General features: G+C 68.5%; 18 protein-coding genes and 2 tRNA genes. 3 read left to right on the top strand and 17 right to left on the bottom strand.

Features of this window, described 5'->3' with window-relative positions; translation table 11 throughout:
• Window positions 1–46: 46 nt before the first annotated feature.
• The 6 genes from BHE97_RS04180 to BHE97_RS04155 all read right to left on the bottom strand — a co-directional run bounded on the left by BHE97_RS04180 (window position 47) and on the right by BHE97_RS04155 (window position 4,485).
• The gene (locus BHE97_RS04180; protein WP_087622765.1) at window positions 47–892 is read right to left on the bottom strand and encodes an ABC transporter substrate-binding protein; all 846 of its coding nucleotides are present in this window, start codon (window positions 890–892) and stop codon (window positions 47–49) included.
• A gap of 28 nt (window positions 893–920) precedes the next feature.
• Window positions 921–1,574 (bottom strand): amino acid ABC transporter permease, encoded by a 654-nt coding sequence (locus tag BHE97_RS04175; protein ID WP_087622764.1) that lies wholly within the window; start codon window positions 1,572–1,574, stop codon window positions 921–923.
• Window positions 1,574–2,227 carry an amino acid ABC transporter permease gene (locus BHE97_RS04170; protein WP_087622763.1) on the bottom strand — a complete coding sequence of 218 codons (654 nt, stop codon included), beginning with the start codon at window positions 2,225–2,227 and terminating at the stop codon, window positions 1,574–1,576. The genes BHE97_RS04175 and BHE97_RS04170 overlap by 1 nt, the downstream gene beginning before the upstream one ends.
• Window positions 2,224–2,994 carry an amino acid ABC transporter ATP-binding protein gene (locus tag BHE97_RS04165; protein WP_087622762.1) on the bottom strand — a complete coding sequence of 257 codons (771 nt, stop codon included), beginning with the start codon at window positions 2,992–2,994 and terminating at the stop codon, window positions 2,224–2,226. The genes BHE97_RS04170 and BHE97_RS04165 overlap by 4 nt, the downstream gene beginning before the upstream one ends.
• A 139-nt stretch (window positions 2,995–3,133) precedes the next feature.
• Window positions 3,134–4,339, bottom strand: coding sequence for a helix-turn-helix domain-containing protein (locus BHE97_RS04160; protein WP_087622761.1), 1,206 nt, complete (start codon window positions 4,337–4,339; stop codon window positions 3,134–3,136).
• A 72-nt stretch (window positions 4,340–4,411) separates the two neighbouring features.
• Window positions 4,412–4,485, bottom strand: a tRNA-Pro gene (locus BHE97_RS04155).
• A 90-nt stretch (window positions 4,486–4,575) separates the two neighbouring features.
• Here BHE97_RS04155 and BHE97_RS04150 point away from each other — a divergent pair.
• The 3 genes from BHE97_RS04150 (at window position 4,576) to BHE97_RS04140 (ending at window position 6,328) form a co-directional block, all read left to right on the top strand.
• On the top strand, window positions 4,576–5,115 hold the full coding sequence (locus BHE97_RS04150; protein ID WP_087622760.1) for a hypothetical protein: 540 nt from the start codon (window positions 4,576–4,578) through the stop codon (window positions 5,113–5,115).
• 297 nt (window positions 5,116–5,412) lie between these two features.
• A tRNA-Gly gene (locus tag BHE97_RS04145) sits at window positions 5,413–5,486 on the top strand.
• A gap of 437 nt (window positions 5,487–5,923) precedes the next feature.
• A complete protein-coding gene (locus BHE97_RS04140; protein ID WP_087622759.1) occupies window positions 5,924–6,328 on the top strand; it encodes a hypothetical protein in 405 nt (134 codons plus the stop codon).
• A 9-nt stretch (window positions 6,329–6,337) separates the two neighbouring features.
• Here the strand turns inward: BHE97_RS04140 and BHE97_RS04135 are convergent, their stop codons facing one another.
• The 11 genes from BHE97_RS04135 to BHE97_RS04080 all read right to left on the bottom strand — a co-directional run bounded on the left by BHE97_RS04135 (window position 6,338) and on the right by BHE97_RS04080 (window position 20,226).
• On the bottom strand, window positions 6,338–7,453 hold the full coding sequence (locus tag BHE97_RS04135; protein ID WP_087622758.1) for a PP2C family protein-serine/threonine phosphatase: 1,116 nt from the start codon (window positions 7,451–7,453) through the stop codon (window positions 6,338–6,340).
• Window positions 7,454–7,492: 39 nt separating this feature from the next.
• The gene (locus BHE97_RS04130) at window positions 7,493–8,152 is read right to left on the bottom strand and encodes a biliverdin-producing heme oxygenase (protein ID WP_087622757.1); all 660 of its coding nucleotides are present in this window, start codon (window positions 8,150–8,152) and stop codon (window positions 7,493–7,495) included.
• A gap of 136 nt (window positions 8,153–8,288) precedes the next feature.
• The gene (locus BHE97_RS04125; protein ID WP_087622756.1) at window positions 8,289–8,855 is read right to left on the bottom strand and encodes a TetR/AcrR family transcriptional regulator; all 567 of its coding nucleotides are present in this window, start codon (window positions 8,853–8,855) and stop codon (window positions 8,289–8,291) included.
• An 80-nt stretch (window positions 8,856–8,935) separates the two neighbouring features.
• Window positions 8,936–12,793, bottom strand: coding sequence for an LPXTG cell wall anchor domain-containing protein (locus BHE97_RS20010; protein ID WP_087622755.1), 3,858 nt, complete (start codon window positions 12,791–12,793; stop codon window positions 8,936–8,938).
• Window positions 12,790–13,299 carry a hypothetical protein gene (locus tag BHE97_RS04115; RefSeq protein ID WP_087622754.1) on the bottom strand — a complete coding sequence of 170 codons (510 nt, stop codon included), beginning with the start codon at window positions 13,297–13,299 and terminating at the stop codon, window positions 12,790–12,792. Before BHE97_RS04115 ends, BHE97_RS20010 begins: the two co-directional genes overlap by 4 nt.
• Window positions 13,296–14,033, bottom strand: coding sequence for a hypothetical protein (locus tag BHE97_RS04110; protein WP_201791305.1), 738 nt, complete (start codon window positions 14,031–14,033; stop codon window positions 13,296–13,298). Before BHE97_RS04110 ends, BHE97_RS04115 begins: the two co-directional genes overlap by 4 nt.
• 132 nt (window positions 14,034–14,165) lie before the next feature.
• Window positions 14,166–14,819 carry a response regulator transcription factor gene (locus BHE97_RS04105; RefSeq protein WP_087622753.1) on the bottom strand — a complete coding sequence of 218 codons (654 nt, stop codon included), beginning with the start codon at window positions 14,817–14,819 and terminating at the stop codon, window positions 14,166–14,168.
• Window positions 14,819–16,864, bottom strand: a complete 2,046-nt coding sequence (locus BHE97_RS04100; protein ID WP_087622752.1) for a histidine kinase — start codon at window positions 16,862–16,864, stop codon at window positions 14,819–14,821. The genes BHE97_RS04105 and BHE97_RS04100 overlap by 1 nt, the downstream gene beginning before the upstream one ends.
• Window positions 16,861–18,753 (bottom strand): histidine kinase, encoded by a 1,893-nt coding sequence (locus BHE97_RS04095; protein ID WP_087622751.1) that lies wholly within the window; start codon window positions 18,751–18,753, stop codon window positions 16,861–16,863. The genes BHE97_RS04100 and BHE97_RS04095 overlap by 4 nt, the downstream gene beginning before the upstream one ends.
• A gap of 218 nt (window positions 18,754–18,971) precedes the next feature.
• Window positions 18,972–19,775 (bottom strand): DNA-formamidopyrimidine glycosylase family protein, encoded by an 804-nt coding sequence (locus tag BHE97_RS04085; protein WP_087622749.1) that lies wholly within the window; start codon window positions 19,773–19,775, stop codon window positions 18,972–18,974.
• Entirely contained in the window at window positions 19,768–20,226 is a 459-nt protein-coding gene (locus BHE97_RS04080) for a ribose-5-phosphate isomerase (RefSeq protein ID WP_087622748.1), read from the bottom strand. The genes BHE97_RS04085 and BHE97_RS04080 overlap by 8 nt, the downstream gene beginning before the upstream one ends.
• Between the last annotated feature and the right edge of the window lie 85 nt (window positions 20,227–20,311).

The following is a 20,311-nucleotide window of genomic DNA, read 5'->3' as shown; positions in this document are numbered from 1 at the left end:
ATCGCGGTCCGGGCCCTTTCGCGCAAGCGAGGATGCTGGGCGGTCCCTACTCGGGGAGCACCACCGACTCCGACGAGATGCCGGCGCCGGTCAGCAGCTCCTCGAGCGTGCCCGAGGTCTGCATCTCGGCGACCACGGTGTTGACCGCATCCAGCAGATCCGTGGCGCCCTTGCGGATCAGCACGCCGGTCGCGGGCTCGTTGACCGTCATCTCGATCCGGTCGTCGGCCTCGATGACCTCATTCTCCAGACCCTCGGGGTTACCGTCGCTGTCCATGTAGTACGCGACCGCACCTTCGGTGAACAGCCCGGCGTCGAGACGTCCGGCCTTCAGGTCGTCGTAGACCGCCTGCTCGGACTCATACAGCCGAAGGGCATCGGCGCCCAGGATCTGCTGGACATCATCGACCCACAGATAGCCCGTCGTGGTGCCGACTCGTTTGCCCTCCAGCTCGTCGACGGTGCTCCATCCATCGGCGGACACCACCGACAACAGCGATAGATACACCGGATCGGAGACCTCGAACTTCTCCTGACGCTCCTCGTTGATCGTCCACGAACCGGCGCTGAGGTCGGCTCGTCCGGACTCCAACGCCGAGGTGATCGCCGGGAAGGACGTCACCTGCAGGTCGAGTTCGAGACACAGCTGCTCAGCGATCTCGGTCAACAGCTCGCCGTCGATGCCGGTCGGCTTGCCGCCCTGGGCACCGATATAGGGCGGGAATTCCGCGACGGCCGCGGTCAGAACGCCCTCCTCGACGGTCTCGACCTCCGCGATCGGCTCGCAGTCCGAGGCGACAGTGGACTCGGCATCCGAGCCACAGGCGGACAGGAAGCCCGCGCTGAGTGCGAGCACCGCGCTCGAGGCGAGCAGTCGTGGGGTGATGGTCATCTTTTCTCCTTGTAGGACAGTGAAGCGATCAGAACGGGAGCACCTGAGGGGCTCGGTCACGTCGCACCAGGTGCATGAGCCCTGAGGCGGCGATGGCGACCGTCGCGTAGAGCACGCCGGCCAAGACGAAGACCCCGAGATAGTTGAAGGTGACCGAGCCGATCGCGTAGGACCGCGACAGCAGCTCAGGGATGCCGATCGCGAAGCCCACGGAGGTGTACTGAAAGATCAGCACGCTGAAAGAGATGATCGGCAGCCGCACCGCTCGCAGTGCCTGCGGCAGGACGATGTGGCGCAGCTCCTGGAAGCCGGTCAGCCCGAGACTGCGTGCGGCCTCGCGGTGTCCGCGCGCGACCCCGAGGAGGCCCGCCCGGAAGATCTCGCTGGTGTAGGCGGCAGCGCTCACCACGAGCGAGACGACCAGAGCCGTCTCCGCGGCGAGGCTCAATCCGGCGCCGGGAAGTCCGAAGTAGACGAAGTAGACGAGCAGCAACATCGGGATGCCGCGGAAGACCTCGACCACGACCAAGGTCGCCCAACGCACCACCGCCAACGAGGAGGTGGCCATCAGACCGAGCAACAGCCCGCAGGGCAGACCGAGCACGATCGAGATCAGCGCGAGCCAGGCGCTCGTGCGCAAGCCGCCCAATAAGGTCGGCAGATGGTCGGTGACGAACTCCATCACATCGCGCTCCTCGTCCGCATCCGACGATCGATGGTGCGTGCGGCAGCCGCGATCGGCAGGCTCAGCAGCAGATAGACCGCACCGGCGACCGCGAAGGTCGCCAGTCCCGGTTGGCCGCTCTGGGTGAGCGTGCGGGCCTGGAAGGCGATGTCGCTCACGCCGATGACAGCCGCGAATGCGGACTCCTTGAGCAGACCGATCGCGTAGGTCGCCGAGGGGGCGAGGGCGATCGTCACCCCCTGGGGCGCGATGACCCGCCAGAAGAGCTGTCGGCGGGTCAGCCCGAGGGAGACCGCCGCCTCCCACTGGCCGAGGGGCACGTGCAGGAGCGCCGCGCGGTAGTTCTCGGCGATGTAGGCCGTCGCCACGACCGTCAAGGCCACCGTGGCGGCGATGAGCGGATCGGTCCCGATGAGATCGGCCAGTCCATAGAAGATCAACAGCATCCAGGCCACGACCGGCACCCCACGGCAGATCTCCACATAGGCGGTACCGATCCAGCGCAGCGCTCTGATCCGCGAGACCCGCATCAGCGCCACCGGGAATCCCAGGATCATCCCGCCGAGGAAAGCGATGACGGTGAGGCCGACCGTGTACCCGATACCCGCGCCGATCGCTTCGAGGACCCGACCCCAGTCGAGCTGGTTCATCGGTCGAACACCGCGTTGAGGAAGCGAGCAGTGACCTCGTGCTGCGGATCGCTGAACATCGTCGCGGGGTCACCTTGTTCGACGAGGGACCCGCCCGCGAGCATCGCCACTCGGTCCGCCACCCGCCGCGCGAAGCCCATCTCATGGGTCACGACGACCATCGTGGTGCCGAGGTCGGCGAGTTCGCGCATCACGCGCAGAACCTCGACGCTGACCTCCGGGTCCAGGGCCGAGGTCGGCTCATCGAAGAGCATCACCACGGGGTCGAGGGCGAGAGCACGAGCGATCGCGATCCGCTGTTGCTGCCCGCCCGAGCACTGTGTCGGTCGCGCCGATGCCTTCTCCCTCAGCCCGACACGATCCAGCAGCTGCAATGCTCGCTGTTCAGCGTCCTCCGAGGAACGACCGAGGACGAGTTCCTGGGCCAGAGTGATGTTACGGAGTACCGAGAGATGGGGAAAGAGATGGAAACCTTGGAAGACCATGCCGGTCTTGCGACGCACAGCGAGCAACTCGGACTTGGTGGGTGCACTCGGGGCGGCGGCTGTCGGAACCCCCTCGAGCTCGATGACGCCCTCGTCGGGGATCTCCAGGTAGTTGACGCAGCGCAGCAGCGTGCTCTTGCCGGCACCGCTGGGACCGATCAGCGCGACGACGTCCCCGGCGTTGACATCGAGGGTGATGCCGTCGAGGACGGTGTGCTCACCGTAGGACTTGCGGAGGCCGTCGATCCTCACCAGCGGCTGGTCGCCCTCGGTTGGGGCCATCGTCTTGCTCTCCTCGGGTCGTCACAGCAGGGCTAGTCGATGGTAGGAAGCCCAGGACACCGCTGGCGTGAGGCTCCTGTACAGAATCTCTTCGACCGATGTCACACAGGTGTCCAATCGCGTCGGGTTGGGACGGCAGCTATGACGAAGGAGGCGCGACCGAGGCCAAAGGATCGGCGGCGAGCCCGTCGATGATCCGTTTGACGGTGAGCCCCACCTCGAGGGTGAGACGGTCCTGACCGTCCTTCAAGCTCAGACCGGAGATGGTCTCAGCGCGCTGCAATCGGTAGTAGACGGTGCCCCGACTGATCGATAGTGCCCGGCACGTCTCGGCGACATTGGCTCCGGTGGCGAAGTAGATCTCCAGCGTCTCGGCGAGGAAGGCCGAGTCATCGAACAGACTCGCCACACCCGGGTCCAGGGTCTCGGGAAGGTAACGGTCGGGGATGCTGAGCACCATCCGCAGGGCGCCCAGACGGTCCCACCGGGCAATGTCCTCGAATCGCGGCAGATAGAGCGCCGCCCGGGCCGCCAGCCGTGCTTGCCGGAAGGCGGTGTCGACCGCGACGAGGCTGTCCGCCTTCCCACCGATCCCCACGACTGCCGAACCGCGTCCGCCGAGCTGCCGGTTGGTCACATCCCTCACGTGTTCGGCGGTGCGCGCCACGGCCTCAGTGCCGATGCTGCCTGGGCCGAACAGGAGGACGGCGCGACGCCCGTCGACATAGCGCCACACCTCGCCGCTTCCGCTCCCCGGAAACGGCCCGTCCAGCAGATCGGCGGGAAGCAGGAGCTCAGGTTCGGCAGCACGCACCGCGACGACGGCGACCATGACCGGACCGGGCCGATAACCGGCGGTCTCGTATAAGTGAGCCGCGGTGTCATGCAGGGCACCACGATTGCCGGTGACGAGCTGGCGGACGCTGTCCGCCCGATCCCGAAGCCAGCTGGCGCGCCGGTAGAGGTACTCCCCCACGCGTCCGGCCTCGCTCATGAGTTCGGCGGCATCCGCATGGGTCAGCCGTTCGTCATCGTCGATGATCCAGATGTAACCCTGCGTGCGATCCTTCCAGCGGGCGGGGATGATCCAGCGTGCCGTGATCCCCGCCTCGGGATCGGCATCCGTGCGCACGGGTCCGGTCGCATCGGGCACGACGCCGCGCTCGGCGAAGTACTGCTGCGATGTACGCGGGGCGACGCGGCCGATGAGCGATTCGCGACGCACCCAGTCCACATCCAGCGGATGAGGCCCCGCAGCCAGGGTGTCGAAAGACAGGTCGGAGATGCCGACCGGCACGTCCAGACGAACGGTCAGCTCGTCGGAGATCTCGTGAAGCAGCGACATCCCGCCTCCTTCGCCACGAAGAGGGGCTCTCGCCCTTCGCCGTGTCGACCCACGGCGAAGGGTACGCAAACGTCGGGATGACAGGATTTGAACCTGCGACCCTCCGCTCCCAAAGCGGATGCGCTACCAAGCTGCGCTACATCCCGGCGGCGCTCAGCGAGCACCGGCTTCACAGCCTATCGCCCCTGACACTTCGTGAAGCAGGTGGCTATGAGGGCGCGTGGCACGATCGAGGAGTGACCGATGCCGTCGACCATGTCGCCGAGACCCTGCTACGCCGCGAACCTGCCTGCGGCCGCACCCGCGTGGTGGCGATCGACGGCCGCAGTGGCGCGGGCAAGACCGAGTTCGCGCATCGGCTCGCCGATCGCCTCGATGCTCCGGTGTTCCCCCTCGAGGAGATCTATCCGGGGTGGCACGGGCTGGAACCGGCGGTGCCGATGCTCCGCGACGTCCTTGCGGCCCTCGCCGTCGACGAGCTCGGCAGGGCGCATCGCTGGGACTGGATCCACGATCGCAGAGGTGTGCCGCTCACCATCGCCCCGGGCCCGCTGCTCATCGTCGACGGCGTCGGCTCGGGTTCCGCGGCGATCCGTCCGTTCCTCAGCCTGCTGGTCTGGCTGGAGGCCGACGAGGCCACACGTCGCCACCGCGCGCTCGCCCGCGACGGAGAGACGTATCGCCCCTGGTGGTCCGTCTGGGCCGAGCAGGAGAGGCGCCATCTCGGCCGCGAGCACACCCCGGCCGCCGCCGACATCCTCGTCCGCACGGACTGACCGCGGCGCCGGGATGGTTCGACCTTGGCGCTCTTGGGCACGCTGCGGAGGAACGGGTCCTCTCGTCCCGCGTCGCAGCAACCCTCACGGTGAGCTTCGTCGGCGGTGGCTGTGAAGAGGTCCATGACCCCTCGGTCGATATATCGGGCGCGCTCCTCGACACGAACTAACGGCCAGCACCGACATCGCGAGGCCATCGCCGGTTCGGCGAATCCGGTGGCTGCGGTTGCCGAGAGCGGGCTGCGTACCGATGCTCTGGTCGTCTATGGCAGAATGAACGCGCTGCCTCAGCAGCGCGCGGAAGTAGCTCAATTGGCTAGAGTCTCTGCCTTCCAAGCAGAATGTTGCGGGTTCGAGTCCCGTCTTCCGCTCCGCCGGCTCCCGGACCCAAGGGTTCGGGAGCCTTTTCGTGTCGTACCCATCCTGGAGATCCGCGGGTGAGCACCACCGGCCCCGAGTGAGTGGGTGGGGGCGGTCGGCGGTCACTCCTCCACCCGATCCCGTACACCGCGGGCATTACTCTCGCGTCGCCGGGTCGGTCTCCATCCCCCGACGATGTCACGCGCGCTACCGCCGGTTCTCTCGTCGATAGCGCAGGTAGAGGGCCGCCAGGAGGACGGCGTTCAGGCCCAGCAGGACCGAGAAGGCTACCAGCGCGATCGTCATAGTCCTCCCTTTTCGGCCGAGACATCGAGGATGACACCGATATGTCCGTCCTCGAGCCGAAAGCGCGGAACTCACCCCTGCTTCACCCCTCCACAGCGCGGCTGCTTGCCTCAGCGGCTGATCGCTGCCACGCTGCGGAGTCATGTCCGATCCCCTCCCAGGCCCCGCACCCCATGCGCCAACCGGCTTCATCGACCTGACCTTGCAGGGCTCGGCCGTCACCGCGACCCCGGTGACCCCGTCGGTCCGCATCAACGGCTACCCCACGCGCGTGTCCTACGGAACCAATCGCATCGCGATGCCTCCGGGACGCGCCTTCATCGAGGTCGACTGCCAGTGGATGCTCACCTACGGCAGAGCCAGCATCGACGTGGAGGTCCCCGAGCACGGAGCGGTCCCGGTCTTCTATGCCCCGCCCTACCACCAGTTCACCCGCGGGGCGATCGGCCATCAGCCGCAGAAGCGACGGGGGCTCGCCGGCGTCTTCGGCATCATCGGGGCGATCGTCCTCGTGCTCACCCTGCTGGTGCTGATCGCCGTCCTCTGATGCGAGCGATCAGCGCGCGTCCAGACGTTCGACCATGAGCAGCGCGCGATCGTCATCGCCGGTCGGCACGCGGTCCAGCACACGTCCCGCAGCTCCTTGGAAGCCTTGGCGGATGGCCGCCCTGGCGGTGTCCTGGAGCCAGGCGATGCCACCGGCGATATCGCGATCGCGGGTCTCGACCACGCCATCGGTGTAGAGCATCAGCGCCTCACCCGGCTCGAGCACGCCCTCGCTGGGCGAGAACTCCGGTCGTGACGTGACGCCCAGCGCCATGCCCGTCGCCTCGTCCACCCGCCAGAGATTGGTCCGCGAGCACCATCTCAGCGCGGGCGGATGTCCCGCGTTGACGATCGAGTAACGACCCGTCGCGAGGTCGATGATGACATAGGCGGCCGTCGCGAAGCCGTCATTCCAGCGCTGACGCAGGAGGTAGTCGTTCGCCGCGGCCACGAGGCCCAGCGGGGGAAGCGAGCCGATGAGCCCGCCGAGGGCCCCGGCGACCTGCAATGACTTGGTACCGGCCGCGACGCCCTTGCCCCAGAGATCGACGAGGATGAGCTCGAGCCGACGTCCATCGGGAGACAGATCAGCGACGACGAAATCGCCGGCATAGCTGGTACCACTCGCCGAGCGGATCTGCTGCTCGGCGCGCCACCCCGCCGGCAACTCTGGGACATCGCCTTGGGCATGGAGACGGTCACGCAGCTCCGCCAGCATGTGCTGCCCCAAGGGAGCAGGGACTTCACTGCGGTTGATTCGCGCCATGTACAGCTGGAGGAGGGCGACCAGGACGATGATCGCCACCGTCGCGACCCGCCCGGTGGCGAAGCCCGAGCGTCCCGTCTCCATCGCCGCGGCGGCGACGGCGCCGATGAGCGCCACCGCCGTGAGAGTAGCGAGCGGTTTCCACCTCAGCAGCAACCCACCGACCACGATCGGCACGAGGAAGGTCACCGCCGGAAACACGTGATACCAGGCGACAGAGGCGAAGAAGATCAGTACGGTCGCCACGATGAGCAGCGAGAGCACCCCCGACTGGCCCTGGCCGCTACCGAGGCGCCATGCCGCAATCCGGTCGTCTAGGCGGCGAACCGATGCCCACCACGTCCCCTCGATCTTGCCCACGCACGAACTCTATCCGGCGACCCGTGTCACCGGGACGGATCAACGCGTCCAGCGATCCAGATCGGCGGACAGCTCGGAGAAGACGGCCTCGTTGAGACCGAAGACGACCTTGACTTCGTCGAGGATGCGCTGCCGCTCCGCGCCATCCAAGGGCAGTGCGTCCAGACGCGCCCGGTAGGCGTCCTTATAGGGCTTGGGCTTGGCGATCGCGTCGAACGCGTAGAACTCCACTCCGGTGGTGGTCTCGAGCCCATAAGCGCGTCCCAGGATCCGACCGATGGCCTGACCGCCGGAGAGGTCTCCGAGGTACCGCGTGTAGTGATGGGCGACGAAGAGGCCGCCCCACGATGACGACGCCTCGATGCGCTCGACATAGCGTTGCGTCGCCGGAGACTCGAGCGCGATCTCGCGCCAGTCGGGCCCGGCCCAGTGATCCAGATCCGCCGCGAGGGCTGCACTGCGCTCCAGGGCCGGATCGATCACGGCACTCGCGATCGGATCGCCGTCGAGTCGTCGGGCGACCGACTCGAGCGCCGTGTAGACACGCTGGAGACGCAACAGGTAGGCGGTGTAGCCCTCCGGGCTGATCCGACCTTCCAGCATGACCGACATGAAGGACGATCCCTCGGCCGAGGTGTGCTCGGCCTTCGAGCCGTCGCGCAACAGGGTAGAGAGCGGTTCGGTTGCGGTGAGGGTCATGGCGTCTCCGGAGTTGTCGAGCGATTAAGTGACACTACGTCATATTAATCTGACATCTCGTCATGTCAATAGCGACAGCGTGTCAGCTTCCCCACGATTCTATGGTATGCCTAACCTCAGCGCCAGGCCCAGCGGTTCAACGCGCGCCGACGGCGCGCAGCACGAAGGCCGCGGCCACCTCGGCGTCGACCGAGGGACCCACCTGGAGGGTCGCGTGGATGAGCGCGATGGTGGTATCGACGTCCTCCACCTGGAAGACGCCGGCCGCCATTCCCTGATGCAACAGCGCGCGCACCGCTCGCTCCACGAGCCGCACGTGCTTGCGGATCTCGACCATCGAGTCGGCCGAGAGCACTCCGTAAAGCGCCGGACCGAGACCGAAGTGCAGGGACTGTCGCATCCTCAGGTGATGCTCGACGTAGATGCGCAGCCCAGCTACTGGATCCTCGACACCGTCGAGGGCCTCATCGAGCTCCTCGAGATAGCGATCGGTCTCATCGGCCGCGAAGGCCAGGACGATCGACTCCTTGTCGGGGAAGTGGTTGTAGATCGCCGTCCGGCTCACTCCCGCCGCGCTCGCGATCTCCGCCAGCGTCACCTGATCGTAGGGACGATCGGCCACCAACTCGGCGAAGGCCTCGAAGACCTGCCGGCGCACGCGAGCACGATGCTCCGTGAGGGTACGTCCTTGGATCTTCGGCATGCTGGCAATCTACCGCGCGAGGTCACCCGCGGGCGGGAGCCTCCGATCGAGGACACCCGCCCGCGGGCCCGGACGACCGGTCAGCGCCTCCGCTCGCGCCGCAGGAGCGAACCGCCCAATAGCGTCATGGTCGCCAGAGCGATCCCCAGCAACGTCGCCTGGCCACCGGTGGACGGAAGCGATCCGGCGCCCGTTCCCTTCCCCGTCGGTGCCGGAGCGCCACCGGGCCCGCCGGGGGCGTCACCGGGGCTGCCCGGCCCGGCGGGATCACCCGCGTCGCCGGGATCGCCGGGTTCCTGGGGCTCTTCAACCGGGGCATCGACCACCCGATAGACCAACTCATCGGTCGTCTCGTTGCCGGCGATATCCGCGGCGAAGGACGGGATACGGAACTCCCCGAGCTGATCGGTCGGAAGCGCCATCCCGCCCACCAGCGGCGAGTCGCAACTGTCGAGTCCCGAACCGCCGCCATCAGAGCAGACGGCCTCGACGACGACCGCCGAATCCCGCTCCACCGTCAGCGGGCGGTCACCCGCGGGGAGACCCTCGTAGCCGATCTCGGGCGGTGTGCGGTCGATCTGCACGTCGAAGCGCACCGGTTCCCCGGACCCGCCTTCGGCGTCCTCGGCCCAGTACCGCAGCACCGAGGCGCCCTCGGCGCTGACCGTCACGACCGTCTCCCGCTCCGCCGAACCGCTGCCGCTCTGGGCACCCTCGAGTTCCCAGTGCACCGTGGCAGCCCCGGTTTCCGGGAGCGTCCGCAGCGTGATGCGCACCTCGTCATTCCACCAGTCGCGATGGGTCGGGCGATCGGGCTGAGCGCTGGCTGCCGGCACCCCCGGCGGCACCACCGTGTAGGCCGCGACGGCCCGGGTCAGATTGCCAGCCCGGTCGGTAGCCGTCACGACGAGCTCGAATGTCCCGATCTCATCGGTCGGCAGCGGCGCGCCGTTGGGCATCGAACCAACGCAGGTGTCGACCCCGGAGTGCTCATCGGTGCACGCGAAGACCGCGGTCAGTCCCGCACCCTGCTCGACCCGCGCGCCATCGATCGACGGATCAACCGTGACCCGTGGACCGGCCTTGTCCAGGCGAACCTCCCGCGTACGTTCGCCGGTCCGATTGCCCGCGACGTCGGCCGCCCGGTACCCGATCGTCGTGACACCGTTACCGGTCACCGGGACATCGACTCGCGAACCGTTCGCCCGCACCCACGGACCGTCGTCGACCCGGTGCTCCAGCCAGGCGACACCGCTGCCGGCATCGCTGGCCGCGATCGAGACCGTCACGTCCCGTCGGAACCAGCCTCGCGCATTTGACGCGGCTGGCTCGGTGGTGAGCTCCAGTGCCGGGGCCGTCGTGTCATCGGTGGACACCACCAACGTTCCGGCTCTCGTGAGCTCCGCACCTGCTCCGTTGCGAGCGATGACCTCGAACCCCCTGCTGCCCACCTCGGAGGCGTCGATCCGCTCCCCCGGCATCAGCTCCACACCGTCGTCGAACCGCAGCAGACAGGAATCGACCCCCGATTCCGCGTCGACGCAGCTGAACTCCGCCGACACGTCCGCGCCACGGGACGTCTGCCCGCTGTGGAGCACTCCGGCGAGCTCGATGGCCGGCTGGGTGTCGTCGATCGACACCGTCAACTCCCCTCGCTCGCCTCGCTGGCCCTGCTCGTCCTCGGCCCAATAGGTCAGCCGCGTGACACCAGGGGTGTTGATCGGCACGGTGGCGAGCTCGTCCGCGGCCCCCTCGCCCGTGGAGACACCCCCGAGCGACCAATGGACCGTGCGGGCACTGCCACCCGCGACCAGATCCACCTCGACATCACCGTCCCACCAGCCACCGGGACCGGGACTGGTGAGCGGTGTCGCGGTGACCTCCGGCAGCTCGACATCATCGCCCACGACGGTGTAGACGGCCCGGGCGACGCGAACATTGCCCGCGTGATCGGTGCCCGTCACGCTGAGCGCGTGGGAGCCGAGCGTGTCGGTGGGCACTGCCGTACCGTGCGGTGTCGATCCGACGCAGTTCTCGACACCGGAGACCTCGTCCGTGCAGTCGAACGAGGCGGTCACCATCGCTCCCTGCCACACCACGCGACCATCGAGACCCGAATCGATGACGACCCGCGGCGCGACCGTATCGACGTCGATCTGGCGAGGATGGTCCATCGTGACATTGCCCGCCTGGTCGGCGGCCCGGAAGAGGATCCGGTTCTCGCCCTCGGTGTCGACCGTGAACCGTGCCTCGTCCTCGGGCACGCGCACCCAGGCGCCGTCACCGACCCGGTATTCGATCCATGCCACGCCGGTCTGCGCATCGGCCGCGCTGACCACCGCGTTCACGGCGCTGTTGTGCCAGCCTTGGGCATTCGGTGCCGGCTCCGTTTGCAGCACGACGATCGGCGGCACGCGGTCGCCGACCACCTCGAGATGCCCTTTCGTCGTGGTCTCCAGCCCAGCGCCGTTGACCGCGATCACCTCATAGTCGAGCCTGCCCGCTGCCGAGGTATCGATCGGCTGACCGGACTCCCGGGGCTCGCCGTTGCCGAACCGGATCAGGCAGCTCTCGACCTCGGAGACGGAGTCGTGGCAGCTGAAGTCCGCCGTCGCCGGCTCTCCCTGGTTGACCCGGGCGCGGCTCAGCGCGCCGTTGAGGGCCGTCTCGGGCGCGGTGGTGTCGACGCGCACCGTACGGTTGACCGGCTCGGAGACATTGCCCCAACTGTCCATCGCCCAGCCCAGCACCTCGTGCACACCATCGGAGTCGATGATCACGAAGCCGTGATTTCCGGCGGCCTCACCGGTGTCGTCGTCACCCACCTTGTACCGGACCCAGTCGACCCCGTCGGGATCGAGGGCGAAGAAATCGGCGCGGACGCTCTGGGTGTACCAGCCGCGCGGATTCGGCTCCCTCGACAGACTGAAGAGCACCTGCGGCGGCTCAGCACCGCCGACCACCCGGCCGCCGCTGGCCGTGCGATATTCGACTCCGTCCACGACCGCCACGACACCGACCACGTAGCTGCCGTCCGGCACATTGCCGTTGCGGTAGGTATACGTACCGTCCCGGTTATCGCTCATCTCGAAGGGATACTGCCTGCCGTCCGAGTCGCCGATCGTGCCGCTCACCTGAGCGCCGGTCACGGGCGTGCCATCGGCACGGACCAGCCGGGTGGTGACCCCGAGCCACCGTTGGTCCCCGGTGACCTGCGCGCTGATCTGCACCGGGCCTACGTCGTCGGCGAAGATCTCGTAACTGATGTCGACGGTCTCGTTGCTCCGGTTGCGGATGTCGAGACGATAGCTGCCGGTGACCGGAGGAGCACTCGGGATGAAGGTGGTGAGACGCCCCGGTGGCGCCCAGGGTGAAGACTGACCGCTCACACTGACGATCCGCGCCTGCACATCGGTGCTCCTGGCCGCGATGAGCGCATGGATCCGCGTCGCGTTCTCCACGGTGAACCAGTGGCTGCGGGTCACCCCCGGCGGAATGCCCTCAGCGACGAGCTCGGCCGAGTTATCGGTCTCTGCCGAGGGCTCGTCATCGGTTGGGCCGGCGTCCGGTTTCTGCCCCATCTCGGCTTCGGCCGTCGGCTCGGGCTCCGGCTCAGGTGCGGGATCGGGCTCCGGCTTGGGCTTGGGATCGGGCCCCGGCTCGGATGCGGGATCGGGCCCCGGCTCGGATGCGGGATCGGGCCCCGGCTCGGATGCGGGATCGGCCGGCTCCTCGAGCACGGGCTCTGGTTCCGGCGCCGGTTCAGCTTCCCATTCCTCGATGACGTCGGCGGCGGGCACCTCGGTCTGCAGCTCGGGAATCTGCTCACCCGCCACGGCGGGCAGCAGGCCGCTGCCCATGAGCAACGCGACCAGCACCAGGCCGGTCGTCGCGGCGAAGCGATACCGTCCGCGTTCTCGATGCCGACGATGTCTCACTGCTCTTCTCCTTCGCTCTCATCTCCGCCGACGAAGGCAATCACGAAGCCACCATCGCTCTCGCGGATCTGGAACCCGATCGCCTCCCCGCTGCCGTCCAGCGAGTCGTATCCGGTGCCGTTCTCCGCACCGTCCACACGGACGACCTCGTAGTCCCCGGCCAGCTCCCGCTCGTAGTACGCCAGCACCTCCTCGATGGGGGCGGCCGTCACATACGAGGCGGTCTCGACCGAACCTCCATCGGCGGTGACGCACAGTGTGGAACCACCCGGCGCCGCCGGCCAGCCATCCGGCAGTGCCTCGATATCGTCCAGGCTCCCTCCGGCAGCGGCGTAGGCATAGGCCTCCCGGCACTCTGCGGGCACCTCGACGCCGTCGGCGGTGTCCTCGACCACAACCTCGTCACGGTCCTCTTCAGCCGTGTCATCCGCCGGTGAAGAGCACGCCGTCAGTGCCAGCAGCACGCTGACTCCACCGACCCAGGCGGTCGCGCGACCACGCCTCATCGATCCGATCCCCCGATGATGACCCGGCTGCGGCCCACGGCCAGCCAGATACCCGCGATGACCAACCAGATCTGGATCAGCGTGCCCGGGATTCCCGGCACACCCATGGCCAGCATGAGGGCGGTGAGCCCCACCGCGAAGACCGCGCTGACAGCACCGAGGACTCGCGAGACCAGACGTTCGGCGAAGGCCATCCAGACCACCGCGAAGGCTGACACGAGCACACCGAACCACGGGAGATAAGCCCCGAAATCGGTCAGGATGTAGTAGATGAACAGGCCTTCGTCGTCATAGAGACCCGACTCCGGGCCGAGATAGTTGGCCAGGGCGCCCTTCCAGGCGTATCCGAGCAGAGCCGCGCCGGCGGTCGCCGTCGCTCCGAGCGTGACGACGCGGGCCGCTGCCGAGTCGTAGCGGCTCTCGACCGAGCGACGCCAGCACGCACAGAAGACCAGAAGCGCGGCGACAGACGCCAGCCCGGCCGTCCAGCCCATCCGGCCCGTGACGACATCGAGCGTCGACATGTCGGCCGCGGTGACGAGATAGTCCTCGCCCTTCTTCCATGCCTCGGTCTCGGCCGGCGGCCGGACATCGAAGACGATGGTGCCGATCCAGCCGAGGGCGCCGGCCAGGCTCGCCCAGAGAGGCCAGAGGGTGATGCGGCGACGTGGGGGTTCATCGGGCCCGATGCCGCGGCCGACGGCCGCGCTCGGGGATGCTGAGGTAGTGGACATGGACTCGCTTCTTTCGTGTTATGCGGCTGATTCCGCGACACGTCCACCCTCTGCGGCCCGGCGTCCCGCCTCCTAGATGGCGATGTCCTGAATCTGCCCGGGACATCGGACCCCGGTCTGGACCGACGATCGTTAGCTGCCGAAGCCCGACTCGCGCGCCAGCACGATCAGCGAGCTGCGGTCGGGCACGTCGAGCTTCGTGATGATGCCGTAGACGTAGTTGCGCACCGTCTTGTTGGTGAGCACGAGGGTCCGCGCGATCGAACCGTTGTCAAGGCCCCGCGCCACCAGATGAAGCACCTCGCGTTCGCGTTCGGTGAGCTCGGGAAAAGGCCGCTGGGCAGTAGGAGCCCCTCGCATGAAGGCCACGGCGCGCGCCGCCACGTCCCCACCGAACAGCACGTCCCCGTCGGCCACCGCCCTGATCGCCCGCTCGACCTCGCCGGGCGAGGCGACCTTCAGGAGATACCCGCGCGCGCCCGCCGACATCGCGGCGAACAAGGACTGATCATCGCCGAGCATCGTGAGCACGAGAACGGCGATCTCGGGCTGTCGACGGACCACTGACCGGGTGGCATCGATACCGCTCTGTCCATCGCCCAGATCGAGATCCATCAGCACCACCGCCGGACGCGTGCGCTCGACCACCTCGATCGCCTCGGCGACGGAGGAGGCCGAACCGACCACGCGGACCCCTTCCAAGGTCTCCAGCAAGGAGGTGATGCCCCGCCGGAACAGGGGATGGTCGTCGACCACCACCACCTCGATCACCCGCGGTTCACTCATCAGCACACCTCCGTGTCGGCCACGGGTCGTCGCGCCGGAATGACGGCGGTGATCCGGGTGCCGGGGTCGGCCGACCGGACCTGGAGCTCGCCGCCCAGCTCCGCGGCCCGCTCGGACATCGATCTCATCCCCACACCGGGCACCGCGTCGGCCGCGACCCCGCTCCCGTCGTCGGTGACCGTCACCGTGATCTCCTCGGACCGCCACGCGATCAGCACGTCGATCCTGCTGGGCCCACCGTGCCGGGCGGCATTGGCCAGAGCTTCGGCCGTGATGAAGTACAACGCCCGCTGGACCTCGACCGGGAGCGGACCCGTCTCAGCGACCTCCGACCGCACGCGGAGCCGCTCGGAGTCGAAACGAGCCGCCAGTTCACGGACTGCCACCTCGAGCGACGTGCCCGTCACCGGGGAGAGGATGACCTCGTCGACGAGGGTGCGGACATCGCGGATCCGGCGATCCAGGTCCTCGGCCAGCTCGGCGAGCAGCTCACCGGCTTTCTCGGGTCGCCGGGCGGCGAGGTTCTCGGCGGCCGCCAGCCCGAAGCCGATCCCGGCCAGGGAAGGACCGAGACCGTCATGAAGCTCGCGCCTGACCGATCGTCGTTCGTTCGCACGCGATGCCACGAGGTCGGCGCGGGCCCGCTCCAGGGAGCCATGGGACTCCGCCAACCGGACGGCGACCGCGAACAGGCCCGCGACATCGGAGAGCACCGAGAGGCTGCGCCGGTCCAGCCGCTGGCCTTCCACCGGCCACACGAGCAGCACCCCGATCGGCTCGGAGGGGTTCCCGAGCTCGATCCTGGCCGGCGCACCCGCAGGACGTCCCGTGGAGGCGCTCAGCGCCGAGGCCCTCGAGGTGACCTCGACGGCTCCGAGCCTCAGCACACGGCGCAACGCCTCGCACAGCTCTCGCAACCCGGCGGCCCCCGCCTCGATCTCTCCCAGCCGGTCTCCGAGCCGTGTCAGCAACGCCTCGGGGTCGGCCCCCTCGCCGTAGATGAGCTGGTCGATACGTCGCTGCAACCAGCGGCGCATCGGCTGGATCGCCACCGCGATCACCAGCGGCGCCAGGAACCACAACCCGCCCGCCCCGGGAATCCATCGCGGCGCCACCACCACGATCAACAGGTAGAGCGAGACACCGGCGATACTCGACAGTGCCCACAGCGTCACCCGGCTCACGACGAGCTCTATCCCCCAGAGCCGCTGTCCGAGGACGACCACGAGGATCGCCGCGGGATAGAGGACCTGGCCCACGACGGGGGCGATGAGACCGAACTCCACCACCCAGGCAGGAGGCGCGAGCCCGGCGGGAACCACCAGAGCGAGATAGGACAGCGTCAGGAAGGAGTGCCCGAGGGTCAGCCAGCCGAGCCCGGTGCGGGCACGTCCGGTCGCTCCCCGCCACCGCCGTGCGAGCAGCAGACATACCAGGAAGGACTCACCGACGATGACCACGGTCAGCACCGTGTAGATATCCGAGAGTCGAGCCTGGAGCCAGGGGATGTCGATCGCGAAGGGATTCACCGGCACGGGCACGCTCTGCTGGATCAGGCTGGCGGCGAAGGTGACCGCCGCCGCCGCGACACACGAGCCGATGAGCAACCGACGTCCCGTCGTGAGCCGGTCGTCGGTGATGAGCAACGGCAGCACGGCGGTCATGAACGTCCCCGGTACATAGCCCCAGCCGGCGGCGAAGGCGAAGAATCCCCAGAGCGGAAGGCCGGGATGCTCTGCTCCGAGCGAACCCCACTGCACGCCGAAGGTGGCGATCCCCGAGCCCACGGCATGCACCGCGAGGATGACGCCCACCGGATGCGGACGGCGGGCGAGGATCAGGGCGCTCACCGGACCGTACACGAGCGCGACAGTCACTCCGATGCTGCCGAAGACCGCCCGGACTTCCGGCGGTGCCTGCGAGAGGAAGACCCCCGGTAGCGGCTCCGATCCGGTGTCGGCGAACCAGCCCAGTGCGAGAGCAGCGATAGCGAAACCCCATGAGACGACCCACACCGCGGCCGCACAGACCTTCCGGGGGCTCATCGCGGCACCGCCACGGTGAGCGCCTCGCCCTCGGTGGTCACCGTGGCGCCGAGCTCGGTGGCGTGGACACCGAGGGCGCCGAGCAGCGACTCTCGGGCACTCGCCGCGGCCTCATCCCCGGTGAGCCCGATACGGAGCCATGCGTGCTCCTCGGACGGCCGGACCTGCAGCTCCACGGCGATCGAGGAGTCGAGCCGTCGTGAGTGCGATACCGCCTCGGCGGCCAGCAGATAACAGACGAGCTGCGTCTTCGACTCCAGGGTGTCGGTGCCGGCCGCCGAGACGACGACCGTCTGCCGGCCATCGGTGAACTGGGCGGCCAGTTCGCGCAATGCGCCGTCGAGGTCGCCGGCATCGAGGGCGGCCGGAAGCATGCTGCGCGCCAGGCGCCGTATCGCCTCCGCCTGGTCGGCCACGTCGTCGCGCACCGCGGCGATCCGTCGTCGCGCCTCCCCCGGCTCAGTGCCGAGATATCGGCGCGCGGCGGTGATCGAGTAGGCGATGCCGGCGAGCGCGGGAGCCAGCTCGTCACGCAACTCCCGCCGCAGCAGCCGTCGCTCCTCCGCACGCACCCGGATCGTGCGATAACGGGTGGCCGCCACCTCGTGGTTGACCTGTGCCAACAGCACCGCGACACCGAGAAGGGGTCCGATGCGATGGAGCAGCGGCATCACCACATCGTCGAGCACCATCGGATCCGGACCGGTCAACGTGATCGCCCCGACGCTCCGCCCGTCGACCACCAGTTCCTGGCACAGCCGGTAGCCGTCCTCACCCGCCGGGAGGGACGAGTGTCCGTCATGGGCCGGGGTGATGGTCACCGACGAGAGCCCCCAGACCTCGCGCAGCGACTCGGCGAGCGTGGCGACCCCCGCCTCCTCATCGGCCCCGGCGATGCGTTCGCCGAGCAGACCGAACACCGCACGCACGTCGGTGCCGTCGCCGTAGTACATCCGGCCGGTTCGTCGACGGACGAGCCCGATCATCGAACTGAAGACGAGTGCCAGAGCCGCGGCGGCGCACGCACCGGCGAGCGCCGGAGACATCCCGGACGCCACGGCGATCACGCCGACCAGGAGGTAGAGGCTGATCGCGAAGGCGAGCGACTGCACCCAGACCATCGTGGTGAACAGCGGACCGGCTGGCCGAGAGCGGCGGCCCGAGCCGGCGGCCAGCGCGACGATCCCCACCGGAAGCAATCCCTGAGCCAGTACGAATCCGGCGTCTCCCACCACCGTCGCCGCACTAGGACCATCCACGAAGATCCTCGCGTAGCTCAGGGCGAGCAGCATTGCACCCGCACCGGACCAAGCAAGCGCTTCACGCCGACGTTCCGAATACCGCCGCCATTCGGTCGCCAGCGTGGCCCCGGCGGCGAGGAAGCTGCCGAGGGCGAGGAACAGCGGCAACACCACGATCTCGAGTGACACCGGGTCCGCCCGTCCGACCGTCCAGATCCCGAGGTCGAGCGCGATCGCCGCCACCCCGGCGCCGACGCCGAGGCGGCGTGCCCGTGGATGATGCCGGACCAGGAGCCACGGCAGGATCGCCAGCGCGGCGATCTCCGGCTGACGCGCCACGATGGCCACCATCTGGATGTCGACCACGGTGGCATCGATTTGGCCCAGAAGAATCGCGAAGGCGAGCAGGCCGCTGGTGACCGCGAGTCCGCCCAGGATGAGCGCGACATCGCGCCGTCCCGCACCGAGCGCGATCGCGGCTACCGGACCGTAGACGATCGCGGTGACGACCAGCCGGAGGGTCGGGGACCAGTCTTGCTGGGCCACCACTGCGGTCGCGACGGCCGCGATGGCCGGCAGCCAGGCCGCGACGATGAGCGCCACGGGCACGGTGCTGACCGCCCGAGGGATCGATCGTGCAGGGGTCACGTGCTCAGTATCACGACGATTCCGCCCCAGCGGCAGAGGCAGATGTCCTCAATCTCGTGCTCACGTCCGCATCGGTGGGGACGGATGATGATGCGTTGCGGTCGCTCTGACAGCCACCACGCATCGCCGCCGGTGCAGACCTTCTCGGAACTCGATGCATCCGGGTCGCCCTGGCGACCCCGATGCATCACCATCCGTCCCCCGCCGGCGCGCGGGTATCAGGGCTGACAGCCGGGACACCAGAACAGGTTCCGGGCCCCTACGACGCGGGTCAGCACCGGCTCACCGCAGATCCAGCACGGCTGGCCGTCGCGGCGATAGACATAGACCTCGCCGCCATGATCGTCCTGGCGCGGGGGGCGCCCCATCGCCTCGGGCTCGTGCTCGGGCCGTACGGTGTCGATCCGGCCGGTCCGTACGCCCTCGCGCATGAGGAGCACGAGATCGGCCCAGATCGCCTCGAGGACGGGCACCGGAAGTTCCCGGCCAGGCGTGAAGGGGTCGATCCCGTGCCGGAAGAGCACCTCCGCGCGGTACACATTGCCGACCCCTGCGATCACCGACTGGTCCATCAGCAGGGTCGCGATCGCCGCGCGCGACCGCAGGACCCGCGCGATGAAGGCGCCCGCATCGGCGTCATCGCGCAACGGATCGGGACCGAGGCGATCGAGGATGGTCTCGACCTCGGCAGGGGTGAGCAGCTCGCAGGCGGTCGGACCGCGCAGATCGGCCGTCGTCGTCCCATCGCTCACCCGCCAACGCACCTGTCCGATGACCTCGGGAACCCCGGCGGCGATGCGGAACGAGCCGTAGAGCCCCAGATGGATGTGGACCTGCTCGGCGACATCTCCGAAGTCGACGAAGAGGTGCTTGCCCCACGCCTCGGCATGATCGAGGAGACGACCGTCCAGCGCCGAGGCACCGGCGAAGCGGCCCTGCGGAGATCCCGACGAGATCGTATGGCCGCCGAACGCCTCTGTGAGCTCCCCGGCGAGCCGGTGGAGTGTGTGTCCCTCAGGCAAACGCGCCGGTCTCCTCGTAGCGCGAGAGCAGATCGATGCGTCGCTGGTGCCGGTCGGCCTCGCTCCACGGCGTCGCGAGGAAGGCCGCGACGATCGCCTCGACCTCCTCGACGCTGTGCTGCCGCGCGCCGATACCGATGATCTGGGCGTTGTTGTGCTGACGCGCCAGTTCTGCGGTCTCCACGCTCCACGCGAGGGCCGCGCGGGCGCCCTTGACCTTGTTGGCGGCGATCTGCTCTCCATTGCCCGAGCCCCCGATGACGAGGCCGAGCGAGCCCGGATCGGCGACGGTCGCCTCGGCGGCAGCCACGCAGAACGGCGGATAGTCGTCCTCGGCGTCGTACTCGAAGGCGCCGTGGTCCACCGGCTCGTGGCCGTTCTCCGTCAACCAGGCGATCAGATGGGTCTTGAGTTCGAAGCCGGCGTGATCCGCCGCGAGGTGAACGCGCATAGCCCCAGTATCCCAACCCGCCTTCCAGCCGAAGGAGTCGCCCACTCACCGGTCTCGAGCATCCCGACGGCGGCGGCCGACCACG

Source organism: Aeromicrobium sp. PE09-221 (genome assembly GCF_002174305.1).
Classification (GTDB): Bacteria; Actinomycetota; Actinomycetes; order Propionibacteriales; family Nocardioidaceae; genus Aeromicrobium.
Note: the sequence above shows the minus strand (reverse complement) of the source record. Positions and strands in the feature narration are given on the sequence as shown.

Excerpts from the sequence above, each read along its gene's own strand:
- BHE97_RS04180 (WP_087622765.1), bottom strand. The coding sequence starts at position 892 with ATGACCATCACCCCACGACTGCTCGCCTCGAGCGCGGTGCTCGCACTC.
- BHE97_RS04175 (WP_087622764.1), bottom strand. The coding sequence starts at position 1,574 with ATGGAGTTCGTCACCGACCATCTGCCGACCTTATTGGGCGGCTTGCGC.
- BHE97_RS04170 (WP_087622763.1), bottom strand. The coding sequence starts at position 2,227 with ATGAACCAGCTCGACTGGGGTCGGGTCCTCGAAGCGATCGGCGCGGGT.
- BHE97_RS04165 (WP_087622762.1), bottom strand. The coding sequence starts at position 2,994 with ATGGCCCCAACCGAGGGCGACCAGCCGCTGGTGAGGATCGACGGCCTC.
- BHE97_RS04160 (WP_087622761.1), bottom strand. The coding sequence starts at position 4,339 with ATGTCGCTGCTTCACGAGATCTCCGACGAGCTGACCGTTCGTCTGGAC.
- BHE97_RS04140 (WP_087622759.1), top strand. The coding sequence starts at position 5,924 with ATGTCCGATCCCCTCCCAGGCCCCGCACCCCATGCGCCAACCGGCTTC.
- BHE97_RS04130 (WP_087622757.1), bottom strand. The coding sequence starts at position 8,152 with ATGACCCTCACCGCAACCGAACCGCTCTCTACCCTGTTGCGCGACGGC.
- BHE97_RS04125 (WP_087622756.1), bottom strand. The coding sequence starts at position 8,855 with ATGCCGAAGATCCAAGGACGTACCCTCACGGAGCATCGTGCTCGCGTG.
- BHE97_RS04115 (WP_087622754.1), bottom strand. The coding sequence starts at position 13,299 with ATGAGGCGTGGTCGCGCGACCGCCTGGGTCGGTGGAGTCAGCGTGCTG.
- BHE97_RS04110 (WP_201791305.1), bottom strand. The coding sequence starts at position 14,033 with ATGTCCACTACCTCAGCATCCCCGAGCGCGGCCGTCGGCCGCGGCATC.
- BHE97_RS04105 (WP_087622753.1), bottom strand. The coding sequence starts at position 14,819 with ATGAGTGAACCGCGGGTGATCGAGGTGGTGGTGGTCGACGACCATCCC.
- BHE97_RS04100 (WP_087622752.1), bottom strand. The coding sequence starts at position 16,864 with ATGAGCCCCCGGAAGGTCTGTGCGGCCGCGGTGTGGGTCGTCTCATGG.
- BHE97_RS04080 (WP_087622748.1), bottom strand. The coding sequence starts at position 20,226 with ATGCGCGTTCACCTCGCGGCGGATCACGCCGGCTTCGAACTCAAGACC.